The 23990-nt window shown below is 40.2% G+C and carries 25 protein-coding genes and 1 pseudogene; 15 read left to right on the plus strand and 11 right to left on the minus strand.

Translation table 11 applies throughout. The annotated features are described in order from the left end of the window. Window positions 1-10 precede the first annotated feature (10 nt). From QNM16_RS02135 to QNM16_RS02150, 4 genes are all read left to right on the plus strand, one after another. Window positions 11-1558: an NAD(P)-binding domain-containing protein gene (locus tag QNM16_RS02135; protein ID WP_284018949.1), complete on the plus strand. Its 1548-nt coding sequence runs from the start codon at window positions 11-13 to the stop codon at window positions 1556-1558. Window positions 1559-1576: 18 nt separating this feature from the next. Next, window positions 1577-2185, plus strand: coding sequence for a chorismate--pyruvate lyase family protein (locus QNM16_RS02140; protein ID WP_284018950.1), 609 nt, complete (start codon window positions 1577-1579; stop codon window positions 2183-2185). Window positions 2186-2188: 3 nt separating this feature from the next. Further along, window positions 2189-3664: a cytochrome P450 gene (locus QNM16_RS02145; RefSeq protein ID WP_284018951.1), complete on the plus strand. Its 1476-nt coding sequence runs from the start codon at window positions 2189-2191 to the stop codon at window positions 3662-3664. Window positions 3665-3773: 109 nt separating this feature from the next. Further along, window positions 3774-3989 carry a hypothetical protein gene (locus tag QNM16_RS02150; RefSeq protein ID WP_284018952.1) on the plus strand — a complete coding sequence of 72 codons (216 nt, stop codon included), beginning with the start codon at window positions 3774-3776 and terminating at the stop codon, window positions 3987-3989. 99 nt (window positions 3990-4088) lie between these two features. Here the strand turns inward: QNM16_RS02150 and QNM16_RS02155 are convergent. After that, a pseudogene (locus QNM16_RS02155) lies at window positions 4089-5213 on the minus strand (methyl-accepting chemotaxis protein); the annotation flags it as partial. Between the two features lie 568 nt (window positions 5214-5781). Here QNM16_RS02155 and QNM16_RS02160 point away from each other — a divergent pair. Then, complete coding sequence (locus QNM16_RS02160) at window positions 5782-6282, plus strand: hypothetical protein (protein WP_284018954.1); 501 nt, start codon at window positions 5782-5784, stop codon at window positions 6280-6282. 24 nt (window positions 6283-6306) lie between these two features. On the opposite strand, the gene QNM16_RS02165 is transcribed toward QNM16_RS02160, so the two are convergent. After that, window positions 6307-7203, minus strand: a complete 897-nt coding sequence (locus tag QNM16_RS02165) for a LysR substrate-binding domain-containing protein (protein WP_284018955.1) — start codon at window positions 7201-7203, stop codon at window positions 6307-6309. Between the two features lie 149 nt (window positions 7204-7352). On the opposite strand from QNM16_RS02165, the gene QNM16_RS02170 reads away from it, so the two are divergent. Next, the gene (locus QNM16_RS02170; protein WP_284018956.1) at window positions 7353-8117 is read left to right on the plus strand and encodes an isocitrate lyase/PEP mutase family protein; all 765 of its coding nucleotides are present in this window, start codon (window positions 7353-7355) and stop codon (window positions 8115-8117) included. Window positions 8118-8137: 20 nt separating this feature from the next. Here QNM16_RS02170 and QNM16_RS02175 read toward each other — a convergent pair whose 3' ends face one another. Then, on the minus strand, window positions 8138-8602 hold the full coding sequence (locus QNM16_RS02175; RefSeq protein ID WP_284018957.1) for a hypothetical protein: 465 nt from the start codon (window positions 8600-8602) through the stop codon (window positions 8138-8140). A gap of 665 nt (window positions 8603-9267) precedes the next feature. Between QNM16_RS02175 and QNM16_RS02180 the strand changes: the two genes are divergently transcribed. Further along, window positions 9268-10899: a DUF342 domain-containing protein gene (locus tag QNM16_RS02180; RefSeq protein ID WP_284018958.1), complete on the plus strand. Its 1632-nt coding sequence runs from the start codon at window positions 9268-9270 to the stop codon at window positions 10897-10899. A 45-nt stretch (window positions 10900-10944) separates the two neighbouring features. Here the strand turns inward: QNM16_RS02180 and rnt are convergent, their stop codons facing one another. After that, window positions 10945-11607, minus strand: coding sequence for a ribonuclease T (gene rnt / locus QNM16_RS02185; protein WP_284018959.1), 663 nt, complete (start codon window positions 11605-11607; stop codon window positions 10945-10947). Window positions 11608-11835: 228 nt separating this feature from the next. Here rnt and QNM16_RS02190 point away from each other — a divergent pair, with 228 nt between their 5' ends. Further along, window positions 11836-12693 (plus strand): flagellar protein MotY, encoded by an 858-nt coding sequence (locus tag QNM16_RS02190; RefSeq protein ID WP_417709486.1) that lies wholly within the window; start codon window positions 11836-11838, stop codon window positions 12691-12693. A gap of 33 nt (window positions 12694-12726) precedes the next feature. Here the strand turns inward: QNM16_RS02190 and mnmC are convergent, their stop codons facing one another. Next, entirely contained in the window at window positions 12727-14709 is a 1983-nt protein-coding gene (gene mnmC / locus QNM16_RS02195) for a bifunctional tRNA (5-methylaminomethyl-2-thiouridine)(34)-methyltransferase MnmC2/FAD-dependent 5-carboxymethylaminomethyl-2-thiouridine(34) oxidoreductase MnmC1 (RefSeq protein ID WP_284018960.1), read from the minus strand. 181 nt (window positions 14710-14890) lie between these two features. Here mnmC and fabB point away from each other — a divergent pair, with 181 nt between their 5' ends. The 3 genes from fabB to QNM16_RS02210 all read left to right on the plus strand — a co-directional run bounded on the left by fabB (window position 14891) and on the right by QNM16_RS02210 (window position 17242). Next, the gene (gene fabB, locus QNM16_RS02200; RefSeq protein WP_063363050.1) at window positions 14891-16105 is read left to right on the plus strand and encodes a beta-ketoacyl-ACP synthase I; all 1215 of its coding nucleotides are present in this window, start codon (window positions 14891-14893) and stop codon (window positions 16103-16105) included. A gap of 212 nt (window positions 16106-16317) precedes the next feature. Continuing rightward, window positions 16318-16716, plus strand: coding sequence for a hypothetical protein (locus QNM16_RS02205; RefSeq protein WP_284018961.1), 399 nt, complete (start codon window positions 16318-16320; stop codon window positions 16714-16716). A 19-nt stretch (window positions 16717-16735) separates the two neighbouring features. Beyond that, window positions 16736-17242: a hypothetical protein gene (locus QNM16_RS02210; RefSeq protein ID WP_284018962.1), complete on the plus strand. Its 507-nt coding sequence runs from the start codon at window positions 16736-16738 to the stop codon at window positions 17240-17242. 54 nt (window positions 17243-17296) lie between these two features. On the opposite strand, the gene smpB is transcribed toward QNM16_RS02210, so the two are convergent. Further along, complete coding sequence (smpB, locus tag QNM16_RS02215) at window positions 17297-17776, minus strand: SsrA-binding protein SmpB (protein WP_023401520.1); 480 nt, start codon at window positions 17774-17776, stop codon at window positions 17297-17299. A 141-nt stretch (window positions 17777-17917) separates the two neighbouring features. On the opposite strand from smpB, the gene QNM16_RS02220 reads away from it, so the two are divergent. Both QNM16_RS02220 and QNM16_RS02225 read left to right on the plus strand, forming a co-directional pair. Continuing rightward, window positions 17918-18352 carry a type II toxin-antitoxin system RatA family toxin gene (locus QNM16_RS02220; protein ID WP_237136868.1) on the plus strand — a complete coding sequence of 145 codons (435 nt, stop codon included), beginning with the start codon at window positions 17918-17920 and terminating at the stop codon, window positions 18350-18352. Then, a complete protein-coding gene (locus QNM16_RS02225; protein ID WP_284018963.1) occupies window positions 18353-18667 on the plus strand; it encodes an RnfH family protein in 315 nt (104 codons plus the stop codon). Between the two features lie 55 nt (window positions 18668-18722). Here the strand turns inward: QNM16_RS02225 and QNM16_RS02230 are convergent, their stop codons facing one another. The 5 genes from QNM16_RS02230 to QNM16_RS02250 all read right to left on the minus strand — a co-directional run bounded on the left by QNM16_RS02230 (window position 18723) and on the right by QNM16_RS02250 (window position 22305). Beyond that, window positions 18723-19169, minus strand: a complete 447-nt coding sequence (locus QNM16_RS02230) for a DUF2069 domain-containing protein (protein ID WP_284018964.1) — start codon at window positions 19167-19169, stop codon at window positions 18723-18725. Beyond that, a complete protein-coding gene (gene wrbA / locus QNM16_RS02235; protein ID WP_284018965.1) occupies window positions 19166-19717 on the minus strand; it encodes an NAD(P)H:quinone oxidoreductase in 552 nt (183 codons plus the stop codon). The genes QNM16_RS02230 and wrbA overlap by 4 nt, the downstream gene beginning before the upstream one ends. Window positions 19718-19720: 3 nt before the next feature. Next, on the minus strand, window positions 19721-20068 hold the full coding sequence (gene arsC, locus QNM16_RS02240) for an arsenate reductase (glutaredoxin) (RefSeq protein ID WP_284018966.1): 348 nt from the start codon (window positions 20066-20068) through the stop codon (window positions 19721-19723). 121 nt (window positions 20069-20189) lie between these two features. Continuing rightward, the gene (gene bepA, locus QNM16_RS02245; RefSeq protein ID WP_284018967.1) at window positions 20190-21638 is read right to left on the minus strand and encodes a beta-barrel assembly-enhancing protease; all 1449 of its coding nucleotides are present in this window, start codon (window positions 21636-21638) and stop codon (window positions 20190-20192) included. Between the two features lies 1 nt (window position 21639). Continuing rightward, window positions 21640-22305, minus strand: a complete 666-nt coding sequence (locus QNM16_RS02250) for a hypothetical protein (RefSeq protein ID WP_284018968.1) — start codon at window positions 22303-22305, stop codon at window positions 21640-21642. Window positions 22306-22559: 254 nt separating this feature from the next. On the opposite strand from QNM16_RS02250, the gene QNM16_RS02255 reads away from it, so the two are divergent. Beyond that, window positions 22560-22808, plus strand: a complete 249-nt coding sequence (locus QNM16_RS02255; protein ID WP_284018969.1) for a sulfurtransferase TusA family protein — start codon at window positions 22560-22562, stop codon at window positions 22806-22808. Then, complete coding sequence (locus QNM16_RS02260; protein WP_284018970.1) at window positions 22801-23868, plus strand: AI-2E family transporter; 1068 nt, start codon at window positions 22801-22803, stop codon at window positions 23866-23868. The genes QNM16_RS02255 and QNM16_RS02260 overlap by 8 nt, the downstream gene beginning before the upstream one ends. The last annotated feature ends 122 nt before the right edge of the window (window positions 23869-23990 follow it).

Genomic DNA, 23990 nt, shown 5'->3' on the forward strand with positions numbered 1-23990 from the left:
GGAGAGAATTATGAATAAAACCATAGCAGTGATAGGTGCTGGTTTATCTGGTATTGCCGCCGTCAAACAATTAACCGATGGCGGTCATCAAGTAACTTGCTTTGAAAAAGCAGAAAGTTTCGGTGGGGTATTCGCAGATAAGAAAATCTACGATGATTTACACCTCACGATCTCGAATTATTTTATGGCGTACTCTGATTATGTACCCAATCATCAAAAACTAAAGTTTTGGTCTAAGAAAGAATATATCAATTACTTAGGTGAATATATCGCACGCTTTGATATTGCAAAGCATATTCACTATGACCATGAAGTATGTAGTGTTCAAAAACAGGGTGAAAAATGGTTAGTAACTTATAAAAGCGACGATGAAGAGCAAACGAAAGAGTTTGATATGGTCGCAGTGTGCTCTGGGCACTTCCAAAAGCCTAAGCTCCCAGAGCTGCCTGGCTTGGATATGTATCGAGGAGAGATTGAGCACTCTAATGATTATCGAGATAAGCATAAATATGCTGGTAAACGTGTTTTATGTGTCGGCTTAGGTGAAAGTTCGGCGGATATCACCTCGGAAATTTCACAGGTGGCACGTAAGTGTATTTTGTCACTGCGTCGATACCCAGCGGTGGCTCCGCGTTATATGGCGTTTCAAGAAGATCCTTATTTCACCATTGATACGTCTTGGTTAACGTCGCGCATTGTGAACAAGCTACCGCATAAATATCACGGTGGGATCACCAAAGGGATTTTTAATAAATATGTCAATAGCCGTAACGATCATGTTCGGATTCGGGGTGAATGGTTGAAAAAATCAGGGCCTTCTCATTATCAAGCTGTTACTAAAAATGAGCGACTTTTTCGTCCTATTGCTGATGGTAAAGTCATGCCGAACATTGGTGGTATTGAGCGGTTTGAGAAAGATGCCGTCGTGTTTAAAGACGGTTCTCGAGAAGAAATTGATGCGGTTGTATTCTGTACTGGCTATCAACTGAGCTTTCCATTTTTAGATGTCAGCATTTCCAATATGCGTGATTTATATAAACAGATGTTTATACCTGAAATGGGTCATTCTTTGTCATTCATTGGCTTTGTCAGGCCTCAACAAGGTGGTATTCCGGTGATTGCTGAGATGCAATGTCGGTATTTATCTAAGTTAGCTAAAGGCGAGGCAAAGTTGCCGACCTTATCTGAAATGCACGATGTCGTGAAGCATGATACTAAGCATTGGCAAAAAGAATACAAGATAACCCCGCATGTCGCATCACTTGTGAATTACTGCCATTACATGGATTCAATGGCAAAGCTGGTTGGGTGTATGCCACAGATCCCAAGTTTATTTAAAGATCCATTACTTCGAGTGAAGTTACTACATAACCCGCAATTTGCAGCCCAATACCGACTGGATGGGCCTAATAATATGACTCACACGGCAAGAGAGTTTTTGTTGAGTTTCCCCAATATTAGTTCTTGGCCAAGGATTATTCACTTTGAATTGGCGCTGGGCGCACAAAAGCTACTCTCTCGCCTGCGTTTAGACGGGTTACGTGAGATCAGTAAGTAAACAGTGCGAGGGAAGGACATGATCAAATTGTCAGACGAGTGCTTATGCAACTTAGATGAGCGTCTTAATGCACAAGCTTACAACATTAATAAACTAAGTTATCTGCAAAAAATTATCTTAGGTACAGATGGTACGGTAACCCAGTTACTAGAGAGCATCGTTGGGGAAAAGATCGTTGTCGATAAGTTACTAGAGGCCGATATCGCTGTATTACCTCATGAGGAGGAAATGCATTGTCAAAGAAGGGTGATCACCCTTAATGGGGAAAAAACCGGTTTACCTTATTTGTACGCAGACTCTTTAGTGTATCACGGCAATATGAACGTGAACTTTTCTCGTGCATTAACCCAAACACGCATTCCCATCGGTAAGGCATGGGAAAAGTTTCAAATTGAAACATACAAAACGTTACTTTCCTGGGGCTTTGAATACGCAAATGAGCTGTCTCAGCATTTCACAATAGAGCCCCATGATCTTGTCTTGTATCGCACTTACTTAGTGTATTCGCAAGGCAAGAAAATATTTCGCATTACCGAGAAATTTCCACTTGCTTGGTATATGCAATCAGAGCAGCTCGGCAACCAATTCGCATCAGCAGAACTATCAACTTTAGTCAGTGGGATTTGACCAATGAAAAACACCGATACAGCAGAAGCTTTACCACAAAGCAAGTTAAATATAGACGAATTAACACCGACAATTCCTCATATCGCGTTTGATAGTGAGGATGGACAGACGTTTTTCTGGGGTGAAGACTTTCACCTAATTATTGAATCCTTGTCCAAAAAATACGGCGACATTTATTCTGTAGAGACAGCAAAAGGGCCGATTGTGGCGCTCAATGGCTATCAATATATTAAAGAGGCGCTGGTAGCGCAGAATGATGTGTTTAACGTGCGCGCAGATTACGAAATTCTACAAATCGCCCCACAAAAACACTTTCTAGAATTAGAAGCGGGTGAGCAATGGCAAGTGCATCGTAAAGTATTCGCAAATGCCATGCGAGAATATTTCTCTACTCGTTGGGATCAGATTGAATCTTGGATGACCACGGAGGTCAATGACATAGCAGAAGTCTGGAAAGCACAGGGGGATATCGCGTTTGACCCGAATAGGGAAGTGTCACTAAAACTTGCTAGTTTCTTACATAAAGTCATGTTTGATGACCGTTTTGGTGAGTTTGAAGTGAGTATCTTTGATGAGAAAAGTTTAAGCTGGTTGCCTAATGGATTTATCAATAGTACTCGCCATGAACTGATGCCAAAGGACTTGCAAGAGCAGTATTACGACCAATATGGTGATGCAATTGAGAAATTTAGTTCTAACCTAAATGGTCTTGATCAGTATGTCTCATTCAATGTCAACCGACGCAAAGAGGATTATGTGGCAGGAGAATATCGCGATTTGTGTGATTATCTATTTGCCGCAAATGCCAGTGTTGATGATGACACAAAAGCGGCCCTTAACATTGGTGAAAAGGAAATTGTTGTTGGTTCTTTGACTCAGGTTGCTGGTGCTGGTGGCGGTGTAGGCGCGTTTGCGATGCGTTGGGCGCTACTTTATTTAGCTGCATATCCGGAATATCAAGCGCGCGTGCAAAAAGAATTAGACGAAGTCGTTGGACGTAATGAGGTACCACTGAACAAACACAAAGCTGAATTACCTTATACACAAGCTTTTATTGCTGAAGTGCTGCGCCATTGTTCTATCACGTCCATGCCGGCTGCGAACTATGCGACCAGCAAGGATACCTTGTTGGATGGTTACTTTATTCCTGAAGGCACACCTTTGGTGATTAATAACTACAGTATTACACGTGATGAAACTCTGTGGGAAAACCCAGATGAGTTTATTCCTGAGCGTTTTTTAGATGACAATGGCGAGTTGAGTAAGAAGCAGCAGGGTAAGGCGTTTCCATTTGGATTAGGCCAGCGACGTTGTTTAGGCGAGCATTTTGGTAAGTATATTATTCATACTTTGTTTGCGCAGTTGGCACATAAGTTTGAATTTTCAATTCCTAAGGGTAAAACAGCAAATTTAAAAGCGATTTCTGGGGTGTTTTTAGTACCAGAAGAAGTAGAGATAAAAGCTAAAGCGAGATTTTAGTCGCTGAAAAAACAATTTGTAAACTGATAAAAAGCCACCAGTTTTTGGTGGCTTTTTGAGTGTAATTTCGGATAAATTAATAGGTATAAGGAAGCTAAACAGGAAGTCTATGATGGAGTTTTCGATTAATCGTTTTGAAAGTTCTTTGGGTATTTTTCAAGTAGTCGGTAACTGTCAGCCTCCAGATAAGATTGAAGTCTTGAAGCTAAAAATAATGAGCACTGATGGGTGGGTTCTGATGGACATGCATCAAGCCATGACACAAAAGGTAATTACTCAGTTAACTCTGGAGTTACGAGAGCACCCTAAATTGGGAAGTCTATAAGACTCCCCAATCGACCGTATTCATAACTATTTAGCTGAGTCTTGCGACTGTATTTACAATACTATCCACTTGCTGGTTAATTTCATTGATGGTGGTGTTAAGCTCTTCGATAAGAACGACACCTGAGGCTACTTGCTCAGCGCTTTTTCTCATTGAGGCGGAGGCTTCTGAAGAATGTGCCAAGTTTGCTTTGACAACATCGGCGATTTCAATCGTTGAACTACTCGTTCTTGCTGCAAGTTGACGTACTTCATCGGCAACAACAGCAAACCCTCTGCCTTGCTCACCAGCCCTCGCTGCTTCAATAGCGGCATTGAGTGCCAGTAAATTGGTTTGCTCTGCAATGGCGCTAATGGTAGATACAATATTACTGATCTGGTCTGATTGTTTGTTCAAAGCTTCAATTTTTGTCAATGCCGTATTCATGTCACCGCTCAATATTTGCATAAGTTCAATGACACCTGTGACAGACTCTGAGCCTATTTGAGCAGCGCTATCAGCAAGGCTTGAGGCATGACCAACATCTTCTTGCGTTTGGCGTGTACCGACAATACGCTCGGTGATATCAGAGGCAAATTTAGTTACCTTAATGACTTTGCCATTTTTGTCGATGATAGGGTTGTAGCTAGCTTCAAGCCATAACTCGCTACCCAGTTTATTTTTCCTTTCAACTTGACCACTGAAATAGTGCCCAGCAGCTAACTGGCTCCAAAGCGCAGTGTAGTCACGAGACTGAACGATATGCTCTGGGCAAAACAAGCTATGGTGTTGACCTTTAATTTCGTCTAAGCGGTAACCTGTTGCTGCCAAGAAATTATCGTTGGCACTGAGCACATTGCCTGAAGTATCAAATTCTATGACTGCCATTGAACGGTATAGTGCATCAATCAGGTTTTGTTGAGATACAGCTGTATGTTCACGCTTAGTGACATCAGAAGCAAATTTGATGATCTTAACTAACTGACCATCGATATTAAAAACTGGGTTGTAGCTGGCTTCAAGCCAAAGCTGTTTTCCAGAGCGAGTGAAACGTTCTATGGTGCCAGAAAAAAACTCGCCTCTATTTAGGTTTTGCCAAAGATGTTGGTAATCTACCGAACTAGTATATTGCCTGTCACAAAAAATACGGTGATGCTTACCAACTAACTCATCTAATTCGTATTCCATTACTTTGAGGAAGTTATCATTTGCTGTAATGATTTTTCCATCGGGGGTGAACTCAATGATAGCAGTAGATCGCCCTACAGATGCTAGCGTTTGCTCAAATGCTTGTTTCTCACTCGTGACTTGATCAAGCGATTGCTGCAGTGCCTTTCTTTCTTTGCTAAATCTAAACATTGATGTTCAAAATCCTCAAGGTAATTATTTAGGATTGTCGAATTATTGTTATATGCAAGTGAAAGTCAATTAGTATGTTTAAATATCATGAATTAGTATGTATTTTGTACCTTTTATGGTTTGTTTTTATGTATAATGTTAATATAAAACAATAACTTGTTTGTTTATGGATATTGTTTGAATTAGATTGATTTTATGTCACTAAAGAAAGCTGTTAGAGATTTAAGATGTTGCTTTTTGTGTATTTTATTGAACATGTGAGTGTTTTTTAACAAAATATATTAAATAATTTTTAATGGTGAAGTGCTGTATGTGTTTTATGCAAGGAAAGGGAGCTCACAAATAAATTTGGGTGGGCTGGTACATTAAATCTCTTTAGATGCCTGATATTGTTGAAATTAGTACAAGATAAGTGGTAAAAATCATTAGCAAATAAAAATAATAAATGGAGATTATGATGCGGTTCAGCTTTATATTTTTGGCACTCGTTTTATCGTTTGGTACGCATGCAATTGATACACCAGAAAAAGCGGTTAGTTCATTGTTTGAAGCACTTTCACATGCTGCAAAAGAAAAGCCCAATATCCCGATGTTAAAAAAGCTATTTCACCCCGAGGCAAAAGTTTATGGTGTTCACTTTACCAAAGACAGCCCGAATTTGATGGCCATTTCCAGTACCGAATTTATTAAACTACTTGATAAAGTGCCTGAAAAGGGGTTTTACGAATGTGAGGTGGTTAGAAAAGTGCAAACATATGATCGTTTTGCACAAGTATACAGCGTGGCAGAAACTCGGTTTAATAGAGAGCAGAAGCAGCCTGACTTTACAGGGGTAAATAGCATTCAGCTCTATAAACACGATAATGAATGGCAGATACTATCCTTGTACTATCAGATAGAAAGCCCTAGTAATCCCATAAACTTAGAAGACGCTATAAGTGGGGCGTGCTTGTAATTAGAGCCAAGAGCACCATAAGGCTTAACAGTGTTTCATTTCATTGTTGAGCCAGTCGGTAAATATTTTAAGTCGTGCCAGCCTGGGAGAATTTGTATCGTAGACAAAATATCGCTTAACTTTATTTGGATGCGGCAGTTTGTAGGGAATAACTAGGGCGCCACAATCCAATTGTTCTTGACATAAGTAAGGGGCCGCCAGTGTAACACCGTGGCCACTAGAAACCGCACTAATTGCCATATCGGTCGAGTTTACTTTAGTCCAAAGAGTGTGATGCTCAATCCCTTTCACCCCAGCTACTTTAAACCAACTAGGCCAATCGTATGGGCCTGCATGAGTTAAAGTGACTATATGTTGGGATAATAGATTGGCAGGGTTATTTAAATTTAGTTGTTTCGCCAAGCTATTTGAGCAGATAGGGTAAACCGGTGACTCGCCAAAATAATCGCAGTTAAAATTATCCGGTGTATGTTGTTCAACCGTGGTACCAAATCGAATTGCTAAGTCTATATGCGTCTGTTTTAAATCGACAAAATTTGCAGATGAAGAGACGTTAATTTGAATATTCGGGTAACGATTTGTAAAGCCCTGCAATCTTGGCATCAACCAAAGTGAAATAAAAGCCTGCGTAGAGGTGATAGTCAACTCACCATCAATACCTTCATTTTGAACTTGGTTTATTCCTTTATTTAATATCGTGAGCCCTTTTTGAGCATGTTCGAATAGTGCTGCTCCTTGTTGAGTCGGCAGCATTCGTTTTCCTTTGCGTACAAACAAGCGGGTATTGAGCAAGGCTTCGAGTTGACGTATTTGCTGACTGACAGCAGCTTGAGATATACATAATTCCTGTGCTGCTAGGCTGTAGCTATTGTGTCGTGCTGCACATTCAAACGTGACTAGCAGGTTGATATTTTTAAACACGTAAAGTTGATAATTCTTGAATTTATCTTTGTATTATAAGCAGGGCTTATAGTAAAAGTCGATTTTCATCGTTGGTCTTTTTTAATTAAGGTTGCAAAAATGCAGCTATTGAACACGCATTAATACAATTAATATAAGACAAGGAGATAATGATGATTGAATTTAAACAGCTTCATCAACAGAAGGCACCACTTTTATTGGCAAATGTTTGGGATGCAACAAGTGCAAAATGTGCTGAGCAAGCTGGCTATCAAGCAATTGGTACCTCTAGTGCAGCACTGGCTGCGGTGCTCGGTTACGAGGATGGAGAGCATATACCGTTCGAAGAGTTATTGTTTGTTGTTAAAAGGATCGCGGCATCTAGCCGATTGCCTTTAAGTGTCGATTTTGAGTCTGGCTTTAGCACAGAGCCGCATATTATCGCCAATCACATTCAGCAATTGGCTGAGCTGGGGGTTGTGGGGGTTAATATTGAAGATAGTCGAGTAAAAGATACGCGAATATTGTGTGACAAAGATGGCTTTGCAACCTTGTTGCAGGGCGTACGTGCTGAGCTTGCTGCGCGTGAGGTGCCTATGTTTATCAATGTACGCTGTGATGCGTTTTTGCTTGGCGTTGAGAATGCGTTAAATGAGGCACTGAGTAGAGCAAGCAGCTATCAAGCAGCTGGCGCTGATGGGCTCTTTTTCCCATGTATTTACCATGAACAAGATATTACTCAAGTCGTTGAGGTAACATCACTGCCGATAAATGTGATGGCTGTCCCATCTTTACCTGACATAGAAAGATTGACACAACTTGGTGTTAAGCGAATTAGCACGGGCAATTTCGCGCAGATAGCAATGAATGAGGAGTTGAGTGCAAAGTTGTCGCAAATTAAATTGCAAGGTAGTTGCTCTATGCTTTTTGAGTGATGTTACTTTTAGCAGCACTGTTATGAAAGCGGTTCACTTGATTGCATATTAGAGTGGCGAGTTATGTCACACATCGTCACTCCCAAACGACTAAAATCTTGGTTGGAAGGGGATACTGCGTATAGGATATTTGAATCATCTTTAAAAGTAGAACGGCTCAAAATATTGATTGAGCTTTTACCATGCAAAAGAGCATACATGTTACTGTGCTCTATTTTCCAAGCGCAAATCTTCTCGATTTCAGGGTTATTCGCTTGTGTGATTTTTACGACATTTGACGCTAAGGATAAGTCCATGTAGCTTTTTTGGCTGTGAGCTATTTTGTAATAAAAGGCACTGCAGTCTTTGCTACAGGGTATAAGCTCAAAAACAACCGCATTTTTGATTAAGCCATTGGCATAAAATAAGCCAGACATTTCATTACTAACTGTTATATAGCCAAAATCTTGACTTTGAGTTACTAGTTTTAAGTGTTGTTTGCTCATGCTGTATTACCCGCAGTGATCTGACATCATCTGTATGGCACTCTCCTAAACTCATGTTAATAAGACGAACGCCTTGATGAGAACATTAGTGATACTTTATTGAGTAAATATGACATTAGATCAAAACTTATATGTTGCTAAGAATAAGTTCTGGCAGAGTTTGTCTTATTATAAATATAACTTCTTACTTCCTCCATAATTTGTTGATAACGTCATCTTATCCATTTAAAAGGCAGCAAACACAGCAACTAGCAGAACAGTGCTCTGAGCAGTAAATATTTACTTTTGAATGGCTCAATAAATGCATAAATTTCCATGATAGATTTTTTTAATCGAAAAAATACGCAAGCTAAAACTGAGGTGTTTTCAATTAAGTTTGGGATCAAAGAGGCTAAAGATGTAACTCCATGAGTAGTTTTTGAGCCTATATCCAGCTAGTAATAAAGTCTCATATTGTGAATTTTGCTAAAGAAATCACGTATTTTTCCGATAAATTTAGTAATAATAGCAACTTGTGCTATTTCGGCATTAAATGCGTTTACAATCATTCATAATTTGCCTAAAAAGCGGCCGATTTTAACTTAACATTGTAAGAGCGATGTGCTGAAATGGGTGAGGATGCATAAAAAAAAGTAAAATATGCAAGAGTATGTAGGAAGGAAGTGATGTCGTTGTTTAGTTTTGATGAGGAATCTGGGTATGTTTCTATGAAGGAACATCCTGCGCACTCGGGTTTTCCCGCTAGTGCTGCACAGCTAGTTGAGCTGCTAGAGCAATCTTCTTATGCCGACTTTGATATCATTCATGCCAACATAGGTCAATTATTCTCTCCTTCAGACGATAGAGACAAAGATGTCCTGATCGTTGCAAGAGCAGTCGACGCTTCCATTACTGTACGTGTAGAAGAAAATAACATGTTAGCAGAAGCTAGATTAACCACTGCCAGAGGTGGAAAGTTAATCACGATTGATGAAGCAAGAGATGCTTTGACCAATGCAGGTGTGGTAAAGGGTATAAATGAGAGAGCGCTCGATACGTTTTTAGGTCAACAATTTGAGCAATCTCCCGGTAGTGTGTTTTCGGGAATAGTTGCCCATGGTGTGCGAGCGAAAGATGGCACTGACGCTCGTTTTGTTCGGTTGTGTATGACTGCTCAAGATCGTGTACTTAGCCCCCAAGAAAAGTCGGGTGGCAAAGTGGATATGCGAGACCTAGGAGCAATCATTACAGTTAAACCAGGTAGCCCGCTTATGAAAAGGGTTCCACCAACACCAGGAGAGGAAGGCTTTTCTGTATTTGGTGATGTGCTAGAACCAAAACCAGGTAAAGACTTTGCGTTACAGGTATCTGAAGGGACAAAGATAAGTCCAGATGATCCTAATTTACTTATTGCTGACGCGAAAGGTGTTCCTGTGGCTGTGCCTCGCGGTATGCGTGTTGATGATGTTTTATGTTATGACAACGTGGACGTAACGACAGGGCATATTGAGTTCGATGGCAGTGTGGTTGTCAGTGGTGATGTTAAAGATGGCATGAGAATAAAAGCGTCTGGTGATATTACGGTGATTGGCTTTGTTGAGTCTGCACAGTTAGAAAGTGAAAGTGCTGTGACTGTAATGCTGGGAGCAATAGGGCGTAAACGAATAGAAGGCGAGGATTTTTCTTGTATCATTAAGGCTAAGCGCACAATTTCAGTTGGATATGGACAATATTGCCATATAGAGTCAGAGCAGGATCTATTTATTGAGCGTCAAGCTTTACATTGTGACTTAAAGTCGAAACGACTAATCAGAGTGGGCAAGGGTGATACTCCTCGCGGAAAATTGATTGGTGGCAATGTGTATAACGCGATGCGCATTGAAGCAGGTGAAGTTGGCGCGCCGTCTGGGACAAGAACACGTATTGTACTTGCCCAAGATTGGTATGATTTGAAGAAAAAAGAAAAGGAATTTAAAGAACTTGATAAGCTGCTATCAGACAAGATACTCGCTGTAAAACGGGCGCAAATTAAAGCGAAAAAGACACCAGCTTCAGATAAGCGAGATAATTACCTGAAAAAACTGGCCGTTACAGAACAACGTCTTGATACACACTACAAGCGTAACGTCCGAAATTGTAAGTTAGTTGCGCAAAAGTTATTGCGGTTGATTAAATTGAGTCGTGTAAAAGTGAATGAGCTAATGCATCCGGGTATAGAGTTGACTATCGCAAAAGATAGTCGGTCTTTTTCCAGAATTTACCCACCTCATTCTGTTAAGTTAGACGCTGGGAAAATTACCCAGGAGTTTCAAAATTAAAAAAAGCAGCCTAGGCTGCTTTTTTTAATTTTAATTAAGCGTTGCTTAATCCTGCTCAGTACTACTCGACTCTTCGCTTTGAGGCAGTGGCCACCCACCTAGCGCTTGCCATTTATTGACAATGTAGCAGAATAATTCAGCTGTGCGTTCAGTGTCATAAAGTGCAGAGTGTGCTTGAGAATTATCAAATTCTATTCCGGCAGCTCGACATGCTTTCGCAAGCACAGTTTGACCTAATGCTAGTCCTGACAAAGAGGTGGTATCGAAGCTAACGAAAGGGTGAAAAGGTGTGCGTTTGATATTATTACGCTCAATTGCCGCATTCAAAAAGCCATGGTCAAACGCTGCGTTGTGAGCAACAATGACTGAGCGCTGACATCCAGCATCTTTTTGTGCTTTTCTGACAGCTTTGCAGATTTCTTTGATTGCTTCGCTTTCTTCTACTGCACCACGCAGCTCAGAGAAAGGATCAATGCCGTTAAACTCTATGGCAGATTGCTCAATGTTAGCCCCCTCAAAAGGCGCAACATGAAAATGAATGGTTTTATCAATGCTGAGCTCACCTTGGCTGTCCATTTTTAATAAACTGACCGCAATCTCAAGCAAGGCGTCAGTTTCTTTATTGAAGCCTGCTGTTTCAACATCTATTACTACGGGGAAAAAGCCTCTGAAGCGTTTTGCGAATAGGGTTTGCTCTTGTTCTGCCATGATTAACTTGGATTTCTAAAATTAGCCGCCTATTATACTGATCATAAGGCAAGATGCTAATTAGGATCGGGTGAACAAGCAGATATTTTTAGTTTCTGTCGATTTATTGTCTCGAAAGACGGTATGTTTATTGCTTTAATGTATCTTGAAATATGATTTAGGCACTAAAACGATGGCCTATTTAGTTGTTCATAGGCTTGGAGAAGCAAAGTGAGTTTACATTTCAATATCTTAGCGACGGTTATTACATGTGTGTTTGCGACAAGTGCACACAGTGCAATGCGGCAATATAGTGCCTCCGTTGATAACTCCAAGTGGATGGTAGATAGAACGACACGGCTATCTTGCACACTTTCTCATGATGTTCCATATTACGGCGAAGCTATTTTTAGCGCGACTGCAAGCAAAAATAAAGATCTGACCTTTAATCTTGATATGGTTATTCGACCTGAAGACTATGATTTTGCAGGGCTTGAATCTGTGCCACCAAGTTGGCGTGCAGGGCTTCCTGCGCGTTCTATGGGGGAGATGGCTTTACTCAAAAAATTTGACGGAGAACTGTCTAATCCAGTTGCTTGGGAAATGCTCACAGAGCTTGAGAAAGGCTATCAACCTACCTTTTACTATCAAGATTGGAATAACAAACATGATCAAATTGCCGTTTCTCTCTCGTCTGTAAATTTCAAAAAATCATATTGGGACTTTTTACAGTGCAGAGACAACTTGTTGCCGTACAGTTTTGAAGACATTGCATTTGTGGTGATGAACTATCGCAAGAATTCGAGCGATTTGACTAAGTCATCACGCAAGCGACTGGATATGATTGGAGAATACTTAAACAATGATCCAGACATTGATTCAATTTATATTTCAGCTTACTCCGATAGCTATGGTGGTAAAAACGTCAATTTGAATCTATCTAAAAAGCGCGCAATGGCGATAAAAGAGTATATGGCCAGTAAGGGTGTACCGGCTGAAAAAATAATGACGGATGGCTTTGGTGAAAAGCGTCATGTTGCGATAAACACGACACCGATAGGGCGTGAAGCGAACCGTCGAGTGATAATACAAATTTCCAAGCCCTAATAGTGGGCTTGGTAGTATCAGTTCTTTCAATGCTTAGATCTTATTCCTGATCATATCTCTGATAACTAAACGGGCAGGATGCAGTGCCTCGTGAACACGTTCGCTAAATGGCAAAGGCTCTTGGGTTAAACTTGCAACTAGATGCTCCGTCACAAGCGGTGCAGTGCAAAGCCCTCTTGCTCCAAATCCGGTAACTACATGAAGCCCTTCATGAGGTAAGTTTTGGGCTTTAAAGTCATAGAACTTGCCTCTTTTGATATTCTCATACGCCTGCAGCAAATCATGTTTGTCTTGGACTTGCCCAATCATAGGTGTATGGTCGTTAAAACAGCACCTTACAGCAGCTTTAGCGCTTTCAATTGAGCCTAAACTCTTATCGAAGTCAGTACCTTGATAAAAGCCAGCAAGTTGTTCGCGGTTGGTGATGTTATCTTGTTCAGTGACTTCTCTTGATTTACTATGTTTTTCAAAAGTTGCGCCCATGCAATGTAGGCCATTGTGGCTCGGAGTAAAGTAGCCTTTATGGCAAAGTACTGTAGCTAGTTTAGATGAGGCGTCTCCTTCGTTGATATGAGAGACTTGTCCGCGGACGCCGTGAATACCAATGTCTTTCGTTTGCTCAAATCGGTCTGAGTGTTCACCTGCGCAAATAAATACATCTGAAAATGGACCGAATTGACCTTCGTTTGTCGTCAGGTACCAACCATCTTCTTTCTTATCTAGCTTTTCTACATGTGTATTAAAGTGACACTGACTAGCTTGAAGATCTTGTGCTGCATTAAAAACAGCTTTAGTGAGTTCTGGCGGGCTTACCCATCCTCCAAGTTCAATAAATAGTCCACCGTAAGGCGTATCAATATTGGCAATTTCTTGAGCTTCATTTTGATCAACTGCTTTTATCAGCTGTTTTGGAAAAATTTTGCTTTGTGAAACTTTGCTATGCTGTGTCTTTTTACTGTCGTTGATGCTTTGTAATAGGACACCGCACCATTGATGGTCAAAGTGGTAGCCAGCATTGAGAAGTTGGTCGTAAAAGCGTCTGGCATATAAAAAGCTATGCGCATAAAACTCAGATGGGATCCCAAACTCACTTTGTAAGTTTGGATAAACGGCACCTTGCAGGTTGTGTGAGGCACCTTGGGCATGTGCGGCATCTTCGCAAAATAGCTTTGTTTTGATGCCGCGTTTTGCTAAATGATATTGCAAACAGCTACTTGCTATACCGCCACCGATAATTGCAACATTGGATAGCTCAGCCTGGTTTTGCTGATAGTACAATGGAGTCGTTGCCTGTTCGGTCGTCGTATTAAGCTTACCAACAACCATTTCTCGTTTGCGGCCATAACCTTTGACTTTCTTACACTCAAATCCTGCGCTTTGTAAGCCTCTACGAACAAAACCAGCAGCGGTGAAAGTTGCAAATGTTGCGTCTTTTTGGCTCAAATGTGCCATTGAGTCAAAAAGTGATTGTTGCCACATATCAGGGTTTTTGCTCGGAGCAAAGCCATCCAAATACCAGGCATCAACAATGCCTTTGCTCTGATAAGCTATTTGGGGCATGGAATCTTGAACATCTCCAAACCAAAGATCCAAAATAACGCGACCTTGCTCAAACTCAAGTCTGTGGCAGCCTTGCAGCGCAAGCGGGTATTGCTCACACAGTTGCTCAGATAGCGATGTTAATCCGGGCCAAGCTTTTAATGCCAGCTTTAAGTCGTCGAGTTTAATGGGATATTTTTCAAAAGACATAAAGTAAAGGCGTTCAGCAGCGAGACTCTCTGCTTGTTTAAAGCGAGCCCACGTATTTAAAAAATTCAGCCCTGTGCCAAATCCAGTTTCTGCGATCACAAAGTGCTTTCTTGGGTGATTTGTGAGTCTTGTTTGCAGTTCATTTTGTTCGAAGAAAACATAATTTGATTCAGCTAACCCGTCGTCATTGGAAAAATAAACGTCGTCAAAGTTGTCGGCAACAGGGGTACCTGAATCATTAAAGTGGATTTGTGCGTTACTTATCATATAAATACGTTGGTATAATGCTTATTGATTACTGGTATTTTACTGCTTTTATTTGCATTAGTCCGTTGCAATTTCACAAATATCAGTTCAGAGTACGTGTGTACGCTGGAAAGCTGACCACTTGATCAGTATTTTACGCGTAGAATACACCTAAATTTTTTAAGTTCTAAGGGAATTACCCATGAGAAGAGCCGTAATTACGGGGATCGGTGTTGTTTCAAGCATCGGTAACAACAAGCAAGAAGTATTAGAATCTTTGAAAGCGGGTAAAAGTGGTATTGCTTTTAACCAAGAGTTTGCTGACATGAATTTGCGTAGCAATGTATCGGGCAAAATTGATATTGACGTAAAAGCGTTAGTTGACCGTAAGGCACATCGCTTTATGGGTGATGCAGCTGCCTATTCATATATTGCGATGGCACAAGCTATCGAAGACTCCGGTTTAGCTGAAGATCAAGTTTCAAATGAACGTACTGGCCTTGTAGTTGGTTCTGGTGGTGGTTCTTCTAAATACCAAGTAGAGGCTGCTGATATTTTACGTGAGCGCGGTGTTAAGCGCGTTGGTCCATACATGGTACCGCGTACTATGGCGAGCACAACATCAGCATGTCTAGCAACGCCTTTCAAGATTAAAGGTGTAAACTATTCAATTAGCTCGGCTTGTGCAACATCAGCACACTGTGTTGGTCACGCGGTTGAGCAAATTCAGCTTGGTAAACAAGACGTTATTTTTGCAGGTGGTGGTGAAGAACTTCACTGGACACTGGCAATGGAATTTGACGCGATGGGCGCGCTATCAACTAAGTACAACGAAGAGCCAGAAAAAGCGTCGCGTACATATGATGCAAACCGTGACGGTTTTGTTATCTCTGGTGGTGGCGGTATCATGGTGATTGAAGAGCTTGAGCATGCACTTGCTCGTGGCGCACACATCTATGGTGAAATCGTAGGTTACGGCGCGACTTCTGATGGCTACGATATGGTTGCTCCATCAGGTGAAGGCGCAGTTCGTTGTATGAAGCAAGCAATGGCAACAGTTGAAGGCGACATTGATTATTTGAATACGCACGGCACATCAACACCTGTAGGTGATGTGAAAGAGCTAGGTGCAATTCAGGAACTATTCGGTGATAACTCTCCTGCGATTAGTGCAACCAAAGCAATGACTGGCCACGCGCTAGGTGCTGCGGGCGTACATGAAGCAATTTATTCAGTACTTATGCTTGAAAATAACTTCATCACTCCATCAATTAATATTGACGAGTTAGATGAAGAAGCAAAAGGCTTAGACATTGTAACTGAGCGTCGTGATGTTGAATTAAACACTGTGATGTCAAACAGCTTCGGCTTTGGCGGCACAAATGCAACACTTGTTGTTCAAAAATACAAAGGTTAATTGTTTAAATTAGCTATTTTTTGAAAGCCCGAAAGGGCTTTTTTTATATCTAAATTATTATATTCATTAATCCTCATTAATATTCATCTCTCTGCACATCATCAGTTTATAAATATATTTATCGCGACTTTTTATCTTATTGAATAAAAAATTTTGCTGTGCTAAAAAATATGCGTACATATACGGTGTACGTAGTTATAAAAGGGATAATTATGGAAGATATATACGAAGTAGATGTTGATGGAGATGGTATCAGTGATGGTGTAGTCGCTGACTTGGACGGCGATGGTTATATTGATACTGTGGGCGTTGATCAAGACGGTGATGGTTATATTGATACTGTTGCGATGGATACAGATGGAGATGGCTATGTAGATACCGTCATGGTTGATGAAGACGGTGATGGCTTGGTTGATACTATTGCGATGGATACAGATGGTGACGGCATTATTGATACTGTGGCTGTAGATACCGACGGTGATGGGGTAATTGACGTTGTCGCTATGGATCTCGATGGTGACGGTGATATAGATGCAGTGATCGCTGATACTGATTTTGACGGTGAAGCGGATACCATGATTGTTGAAGATGATGGGTTTGACGATTATTAATTATTAAAGGGATTTAACTATGTTTAATAAAATAAAAGAAACAGCAGCAAAAAACTTTACTGATGAAGAAGGGAATAATCAATTGGGAGTTAACTTAAAAGAAAAAGGCGAGGGCTTAACTGCTTCTATTAAACAAAAAGCGACAGATGCGAAAGATAATATCAAAGATATATCTGTTATGAACAAAGTAAAAGAATTCACTAAAGCATCTGTAAAAACAGTTGAAGATATTGATAACGATTTACTGTCGAGTAATTCGCAGTATGAAATTAATAACTTTAGAGTTTCCGCGACGGCCGGTGTTACAGCTGGTATGACTTTAGATATTCACTTTGTTAAAAACCAAGGAGCGAAGGAAATTGCTCAAAAAGCATCACGGTTTTTGATAGTGATTAACCCAGATACTGGTAGCAAAATTCAAGTACCACGCAGTGCATTAGTGAATAAAGAAACAGCTAAAATTAAAGATCCAAAAACAGATGCTGTATTAACAATTGATGCAAAAACTGGTGCGATATTGGCCTAGTGATAAAGTAGGTAATCATATACAGCCTAAGCGCTAGGCTGTATATTAAATGTGTTAAACCTTATGCTTCATGAGCCTTTCTTTATCGCGAGACCAGTCTCTGTCTTTGATGTCTGCGCGCTTGTCATGCATTTTCTTACCTTTTGCTAAGTGAAACTCTAATTTTACCCAACACTTTTTCCAGTACATTGCAGTAGCGACTAATGAGAAGCCATCACGCTCTGTGGCACCGATTAATCTGTCTATTTCACGCTTATTGAGAAGTAGCTTACGATAACGAAGCGGATCGCAGATAACATGTGTAGAAGCACTGTTTAAAGGCTGGATTTGCGAACCAAGCAAAAAGGCTTCACCGTCTTTTAGATGGATATAAGTTTCTGAGATATTCACTTTACCTGCTCGGATACTTTTAACTTCCCAGCCTTGTAGTTCCATACCTGCTTCGAACTTATCGTGTAAAAAATACTCATGACGCGCCTTTTTATTTAACGCGATGGTATTGCTTGTTGATTTATTTGATTTTTTCTTTGCCATAATGGCTTAGTCTACCTACAAATCGAATTGGAAAACAGTGTTATTTAATTTATCTGCGATATTTTCGCTCACAGTGGCGCTGCAAACAAGATAAATCTTGAAAAGCTTGGTAAAATTGGGCCAGTAAAGTTTGGAGATTGTATGCCACAAGTAGAAAAAAGTGCATTGGTGATGTACAGCACACAAGAAATGTTTGATTTAGTCAATGACGTAGATGCGTATCCTGATTTTCTGCCCAATTGCTCAGGTGCAAAAGTACTAAGTAGTTCAAATGATGAGATGACAGCAAGCTTAGAAATATCAAAAGCGGGACTGACCAAGTGGTTTACGACAAAAAATCAGTTTGAAGGTAATCGAGTGAAAATGCAGCTGGTAGATGGCCCATTTAAATCACTACAAGGTTATTGGGAGTTTATTGAGTTAGATGAGCAAGCCTGTAAGGTTAATTTAAAACTGGAATTTGAATTTGCAAGCAAACTTATTGAGTTGGCTTTTGGTAAGGTATTCAACGAAGTGGCAAAAAATATGGTCACTGCGTTTACACAGCGTGCAAAGTCTGTTTACGGGGTTAGATAAATGATAAAGGTTGAAGTTGTTTTCGCACTACCTGAAAAAGCGACCAGTTTAACTGTAGATGTGGCTGAGGGCACTTCTGCTGAACATGTAGTAATGCAATCGGGTATTTTGGAAAAGTGCCCAGAGATTGACCCAACTGATCTAAGCTTAGGTATTTGGAATAGAACTGTGAAGTTACACCAAGTAGTTAAAGAAGGTGACCGAATAGAAATATATCGACCTTTAATTGCTGATCCTAAAGAAGCTAGGCGTCGCAGAGCGGACAAAGCAAAAGAAGAAGGCAGAGCAAATAAGATCACGGGTGGTCGGGCTTAACTCCCATTACTTGATAAAAAGCCACGCATTTGCGTGGCTTTTTCACTCTAGATAGTTAGCCTATCTTATCTTCGCCTTGTTCATGGGCTGCTTTCTCGTCAGCTAAGTCTTCTTTTAACTTTCGAATTTTTAAGCCAAGTTCTTGTCCCCTGTGCCTGGCGTAATAGGTGCAGCCAATAAACATCGCAGAGGCAAAAATTAACTCCAAAACTATCCATAGCAGCTCATCGGTTGCTACCCAAAGCAAAGTGAGACCATGTATAAAGTATATAATGACAATGAAGTTAGCCCATGCAAAGGTGTAAGGTTTATCTTGTATAATGCCTTTTAATGGCAGTAACAAAGGCAGAATATAAATCGTAAATACAAAGCCTGTACTATAACCTTCGCTAGGAGAGGCTATAAACAACCATATCGGCATTAACAATAACAAGCCAAAATATCCGAATAATGCGAGTCTATGGAACTGCTTTGTTTTTGGTTGTTTGGGGATCTGACTCATAATAACTTACTAGCCACTTTGTAGAGCCGAACGGCGACCGCTCGACAGATTTTTACTTCGGTTTCAGTTAACTGGGCACTATTGTCTAGACCTGCAACATGTGTTGCGCCATAGGGCGTACCACCACTTTCAGTAGAAAGTAATTCAGGCACATCATAAGGTACTCCCATTAACATCATGCCATGATGTAGTAAGGGGAGTGATAGGTTTAAAAGTGTTGCCTCGTTACCGCCATGCATGCTGCTTGATGATGAAAAAACACAGGCTGGTTTGTCAATTAGTTGACCTTTTAACCACAAATCGCTGGTTGTTTCCCAAAAAGTTTTTGCTTGTGCTGCCATCATGCCAAAACGTGTTGGTGTGCCAAATGCTAGGCCATCACATTCTATAAGGTCTTGTTTAGTGACCACGATGTCATGAGGGTGTTTTTGAACAAATGTGCGTAAACGCACAGTAGCACCTTGTGCGCTCAGTGTATCGGCGATTTCATTGGCCATAGACTCTACAGAACCATGGCTTGAATGATATAAAACTAAAATAGTTGGCATATATTAGATAATGTCTAGCACTGATTCAGGAGGACGTCCAAGCGCTGCTTTGTCGCCTTTAACAACAATAGGACGCTCAATCAGCTTTGGGTTATCCAGCATAGCTTGTCTTAAAGTCGCTTCATCGCTTTCTTTATTCAGACCAAGCTCTTTGTATATTGCTTCTTTATTTCGTACTAATTGGTGTGCAGAATCAAAACCTAACTTGGATATAAGAGTGTTTAAGGTTTCTGAATCAATAGGTGTTTTTAAATACTCAACTATTTCAGGCTGAATTGAGTTTTCTTCCAACAAAGCAAGTGTTTGTCTTGATTTAGAACAGCGTGGATTATGATAAATAGTGACTGACATAATGAACCTTTTAAAACGGTGACCAATAATCTTATTGGTAATTGTAACTGAATGATTTCAGTGTGCCTATCCTCTGTGCCCACAGGTTGCATAACCGTTAAGGGGAGGAAGGCACAGATTGTTATAATTTGGCTAGCTCTTTTTGCATATTTCTATACTTAGCGAGCAGTGCTTTTAAACGCAGTTTTTTAATTTCGTCTTCTTTTTCTATAAAGTTAAGGGCTTTTTGTACTTCGTCCGCAGCTTTCATAAAAGCACCATAGTGAGAAAGTAAACTTGCGCGTGACTCATGATATGCGGCTTTATTTTTACTTAGTTCATAAGTTTCGGTTAAGAGCTGTTTGGCAAGCACATGATTTTGTTTTTCTAACAAGAAAATCTTAAGGAGCTGCTCTGCTTTATCATATTTTTTAGCCTTAATAGCAGTATTTGCTAAGTTTAAGGTGATAACTTGGTTGTTAGGGCGCAGTTTGTGTTTTTGTTCTAGCACTTTTAGTGCAGGTTCAAATTGCTTTTGTCCAATCTTAATATCAGTAAAAACATCCAAGTAAAACAGGTTGTTAGGTTGCTTTTTTAATAAACTATTAATTATTTCTTCCGCTCGATCATATTTCTTCTGATCAAGAAATGAAATTGCAAGTCCATATTCATATTGGCTTTTGTCTAAATCTGAAGTCGTTCTTAAGGTATTCTCGAAATAGGCTTGTGCATCTTGAGAGTCCATATGATAACGCGCAATTACCCGGCTTTTTGCGTATAGAAAATCCGCACTACTGGGCACATACTTCTTTGGGTATTGTTGAGCTCTTAGTCTGACATCGGATACACGTGAGTCTGGCAAAGGGTGCGTGAGCAAAAAAGCGGGGGGCTTATTTTGAAAGCGGACTTGAGCGGCCAATTTAGTTAAAAACTCACTTGCAGCGTAGGGATCATAACCGGCTCTTTGTAGTGTTTGCATCCCAAATCGGTCAGCTTCTTGTTCCGCTTTTCGACTATGTGTAAGCTGGCTTAATGCGGCTTGAGTGCTGTTTGCCGCAAGTATCGCCATACCGGCGTCGGGCGCGACAACTGTTGCGAGAATGCCAGTGATCATACCTGCAATAGTCAATGCGCTATTATCTTGTGCGCTTTGTATGCGCCTTGCTAAATGTCGTTGTGTGACGTGGGCAATTTCGTGCCCGATCACTGAGGCAAGCTGGCTCTCATTATCCGACTGAGCAATCAAGCCTGTATGAACGCCAACATGGCCTCCATAGAATGCAAATGCGTTGATAGCTTTGTTATTTATCCAGAAAAACTTAAAAGGAAATCTTACGTCGTTGGCGCTTGCAACAAGCTTGTTGCCAAGTGATGATAGGTATTCATTAAGTACAGGATCTTGAACAAGCGGTGAACTTGAACGGATCTGCATCATCATTACTTCACCTAACGCTTGCTCTTTCTCAATAGGCAACACTTGTATTGCTGAAGTTCCAAGGTCTGGTAACTTGAAATCCGAAGCTGAACTAACTGATGTGTAGCTTAGTGCGATTGCACACAATGTGGTGACAAGAGCTTTTTTAAATCGCATTCTAATCCTTCTTTATATCTTCACCGAGCATGATCTTAGCTAAATTAAGTTCGTCTTCACAAGCTCGGGCGTCTTTTTCGCATAATTGATAAAAATCTTTTATTGAGACACCATCAACGCTTACAACGTTCAATTCTCTTTTTAATAAAGAGATAGTTTGATGCACAACTTTATGCGCATGCAAGATTAAAGCTTTGTCAGCTATATCGCCTCGTTCAAAATAAAAACGAATAAATTTATGTAACTGGCTAAATCTAATGAGTGATTTCATGGTATGGGGGTCCCACACATTAAACTCAAGATATTTATTGTCTTTTAAATAAGTGTCGACCTTCACATTTCGAGCAATTGGAAAAGCCCAAAGTTCATAGCCCCTATCTGTGAAAGCTTGATGTAAAGTAACTTTAGGGGCGCTGTTACAATGAACAATGCCATTGTTGTCTTCATAGCCATCTAACAGTTGAAGATTCCAATTTCGCTTATCGAGTAGTCTCTTTATAGCATTGTCGAATCCATGCTGAAAGATACCCTCGCTTTCACTGACCGATGATGCGACGAGGTGATAAAATGGCGGAAGCTCACCCCAATTGATTTGCTTTTTGTACCAATTGATTTCTTTTAATGTCGGGTTGGCCGGCAAACTTGCCTTGTTATTTGCTCTTGGCATGTGGTTTCCCGTAAAACTTGTTGTACATATAAGGATAAACCATTGGTAAAATACAAGCTACAGAAAGGCGCTGTAATATGTGCAAAATAGAATATTATTTCTTGCTATTGAGTACATAGGTGCCTTATAAACAAGAGTCGTATCATAGTAGTAAAAACTATAGGTTTATATTTGGTTTCCAATGTTTTAAAAGTGTATAAAATGCTATTTTTTGTTTTAGTATACCTATCCTTTTTGTAACGAGGTGAATGCTTTTGAAATTGGCTAAGGAGCAATGTATTAAAGCAAAAGTCATCGATTTAAGACATTATCGATGCCCACAGTTTTTTGTTCAGTTTAAATGGCAGTTAAAGAACAGCCCAGATAAAAAGGTTTTGTTTGTTTGTACTGATGAGCAAGACCTGTCAGATATTAAGCGGTATTTGTGCAATAACTCCTATCATTGTACCTTTTTTGAAGAAGGTAACTTAAATTACATTGAGGTGTACATCACGGATGTTTGAGTTAATTAAATCTTGGTATCAAGATAAATTTTCGGATCCCGATTCAGTTACGTTGCTATTAATGCTCGTTTTCACAGCGACTATGCTGTATTTCTTTGGTTCATTTGTTATCCCTGTACTTGTTGCTTTAGTTATCGCATATTTACTTGATTGGCCTGTAACTCGGTTGCAAAAGTTAATGCCAAGTCGACTCATGGCAACTAATTTGGTGATGTTGGGTTTTATCGGCGTCGTTCTAGCGCTGTTACTTGTGATTGTGCCTGTTTTATGGTCGCAAGCGAGTAATTTAGTTCAAGAGGCCCCGAGTATGATTGAAAAGGGTAGAGATTACTTGTTACACCTACCTGAAGACTACCCAAATTTGGTTTCTGTGCAGCAAGTACAAAATATTGTGGCTGGTGTCGAGAGTAAAGTACTTGCCCTTGGAGAGCTCATTGTTTCTGTATCCTTAACATCGATTAAGGACTTAGTTGCATGGCTGATTTACCTTATTCTTGTGCCTTTGTTAGTCTTTTTTATGTTAAAAGACAAAGTATCTCTAACAACAGGTATTAAGCAACTTATCCCAAAAGATAGGAAGTTAATTACACAAGTATGGGAAGAGATGGACCATCAAATCATGAACTATATTCGCGGAAAAATCATTGAAATTGTGATTGTTGGTGGAACTAGTTTTGTGGCGTTTGCTGTAATGGACCTTCGTTATGCGGCGTTGCTTGGCACACTTGTTGGGCTGTCTGTGTTGATCCCATTTATTGGCGCTGCATTAGTTACAATTCCAGTTGCAGCGGTTGCATTATTTCAATTTGGAGTCGCACCAGAATTTTGGACCATTTTAATCGTCTACGGCATTATTCAAGCTCTTGATGGTAATTTATTGGTACCGCTTCTGTTTTCTGAGGCTGTGGACCTAAATCCTGTTTATATTATCGTAGCAGTACTATTTTTTGGTGGTCTATGGGGGTTTTGGGGAGTGTTCTTTGCTATTCCTCTGGCATCTTTAGTGAAAGCATTAGGAAATGCTTGGTCAACTAGTCATAGGCGTGTGCAGGCAAGTTAAGATGAAATAGATATTAGAGAAGGGAGCTTGTAGCTCCCTTTTTTATTGTCCTTAATTGGCTAAACAAAAAATCCAAGTTAACTCTCAGTCGCTTTTTGTGTAATATGGAATATCTTAGTTCA

Origin of the sequence: Pseudoalteromonas umbrosa (assembly GCF_030125375.1) — a bacterium.
In the GTDB taxonomy this organism is placed as follows: Bacteria; Pseudomonadota; Gammaproteobacteria; order Enterobacterales; family Alteromonadaceae; genus Pseudoalteromonas; species Pseudoalteromonas umbrosa.

Excerpts from the sequence above, each read along its gene's own strand:
- QNM16_RS02135 (WP_284018949.1), top strand. The coding sequence starts at position 11 with ATGAATAAAACCATAGCAGTGATAGGTGCTGGTTTATCTGGTATTGCC.
- QNM16_RS02140 (WP_284018950.1), top strand. The coding sequence starts at position 1,577 with ATGATCAAATTGTCAGACGAGTGCTTATGCAACTTAGATGAGCGTCTT.
- QNM16_RS02145 (WP_284018951.1), top strand. The coding sequence starts at position 2,189 with ATGAAAAACACCGATACAGCAGAAGCTTTACCACAAAGCAAGTTAAAT.
- QNM16_RS02150 (WP_284018952.1), top strand. The coding sequence starts at position 3,774 with ATGATGGAGTTTTCGATTAATCGTTTTGAAAGTTCTTTGGGTATTTTT.
- QNM16_RS02160 (WP_284018954.1), top strand. The coding sequence starts at position 5,782 with ATGATGCGGTTCAGCTTTATATTTTTGGCACTCGTTTTATCGTTTGGT.
- QNM16_RS02170 (WP_284018956.1), top strand. The coding sequence starts at position 7,353 with ATGATGATTGAATTTAAACAGCTTCATCAACAGAAGGCACCACTTTTA.
- QNM16_RS02175 (WP_284018957.1), bottom strand. The coding sequence starts at position 8,602 with ATGAGCAAACAACACTTAAAACTAGTAACTCAAAGTCAAGATTTTGGC.
- QNM16_RS02180 (WP_284018958.1), top strand. The coding sequence starts at position 9,268 with ATGTCGTTGTTTAGTTTTGATGAGGAATCTGGGTATGTTTCTATGAAG.
- rnt (WP_284018959.1), bottom strand. The coding sequence starts at position 11,607 with ATGGCAGAACAAGAGCAAACCCTATTCGCAAAACGCTTCAGAGGCTTT.
- mnmC (WP_284018960.1), bottom strand. The coding sequence starts at position 14,709 with ATGATAAGTAACGCACAAATCCACTTTAATGATTCAGGTACCCCTGTT.
- fabB (WP_063363050.1), top strand. The coding sequence starts at position 14,891 with ATGAGAAGAGCCGTAATTACGGGGATCGGTGTTGTTTCAAGCATCGGT.
- QNM16_RS02205 (WP_284018961.1), top strand. The coding sequence starts at position 16,318 with ATGGAAGATATATACGAAGTAGATGTTGATGGAGATGGTATCAGTGAT.
- QNM16_RS02210 (WP_284018962.1), top strand. The coding sequence starts at position 16,736 with ATGTTTAATAAAATAAAAGAAACAGCAGCAAAAAACTTTACTGATGAA.
- smpB (WP_023401520.1), bottom strand. The coding sequence starts at position 17,776 with ATGGCAAAGAAAAAATCAAATAAATCAACAAGCAATACCATCGCGTTA.
- QNM16_RS02220 (WP_237136868.1), top strand. The coding sequence starts at position 17,918 with ATGCCACAAGTAGAAAAAAGTGCATTGGTGATGTACAGCACACAAGAA.
- QNM16_RS02225 (WP_284018963.1), top strand. The coding sequence starts at position 18,353 with ATGATAAAGGTTGAAGTTGTTTTCGCACTACCTGAAAAAGCGACCAGT.
- QNM16_RS02230 (WP_284018964.1), bottom strand. The coding sequence starts at position 19,169 with ATGAGTCAGATCCCCAAACAACCAAAAACAAAGCAGTTCCATAGACTC.
- wrbA (WP_284018965.1), bottom strand. The coding sequence starts at position 19,717 with ATGCCAACTATTTTAGTTTTATATCATTCAAGCCATGGTTCTGTAGAG.
- arsC (WP_284018966.1), bottom strand. The coding sequence starts at position 20,068 with ATGTCAGTCACTATTTATCATAATCCACGCTGTTCTAAATCAAGACAA.
- bepA (WP_284018967.1), bottom strand. The coding sequence starts at position 21,638 with ATGCGATTTAAAAAAGCTCTTGTCACCACATTGTGTGCAATCGCACTA.
- QNM16_RS02250 (WP_284018968.1), bottom strand. The coding sequence starts at position 22,305 with ATGCCAAGAGCAAATAACAAGGCAAGTTTGCCGGCCAACCCGACATTA.
- QNM16_RS02260 (WP_284018970.1), top strand. The coding sequence starts at position 22,801 with ATGTTTGAGTTAATTAAATCTTGGTATCAAGATAAATTTTCGGATCCC.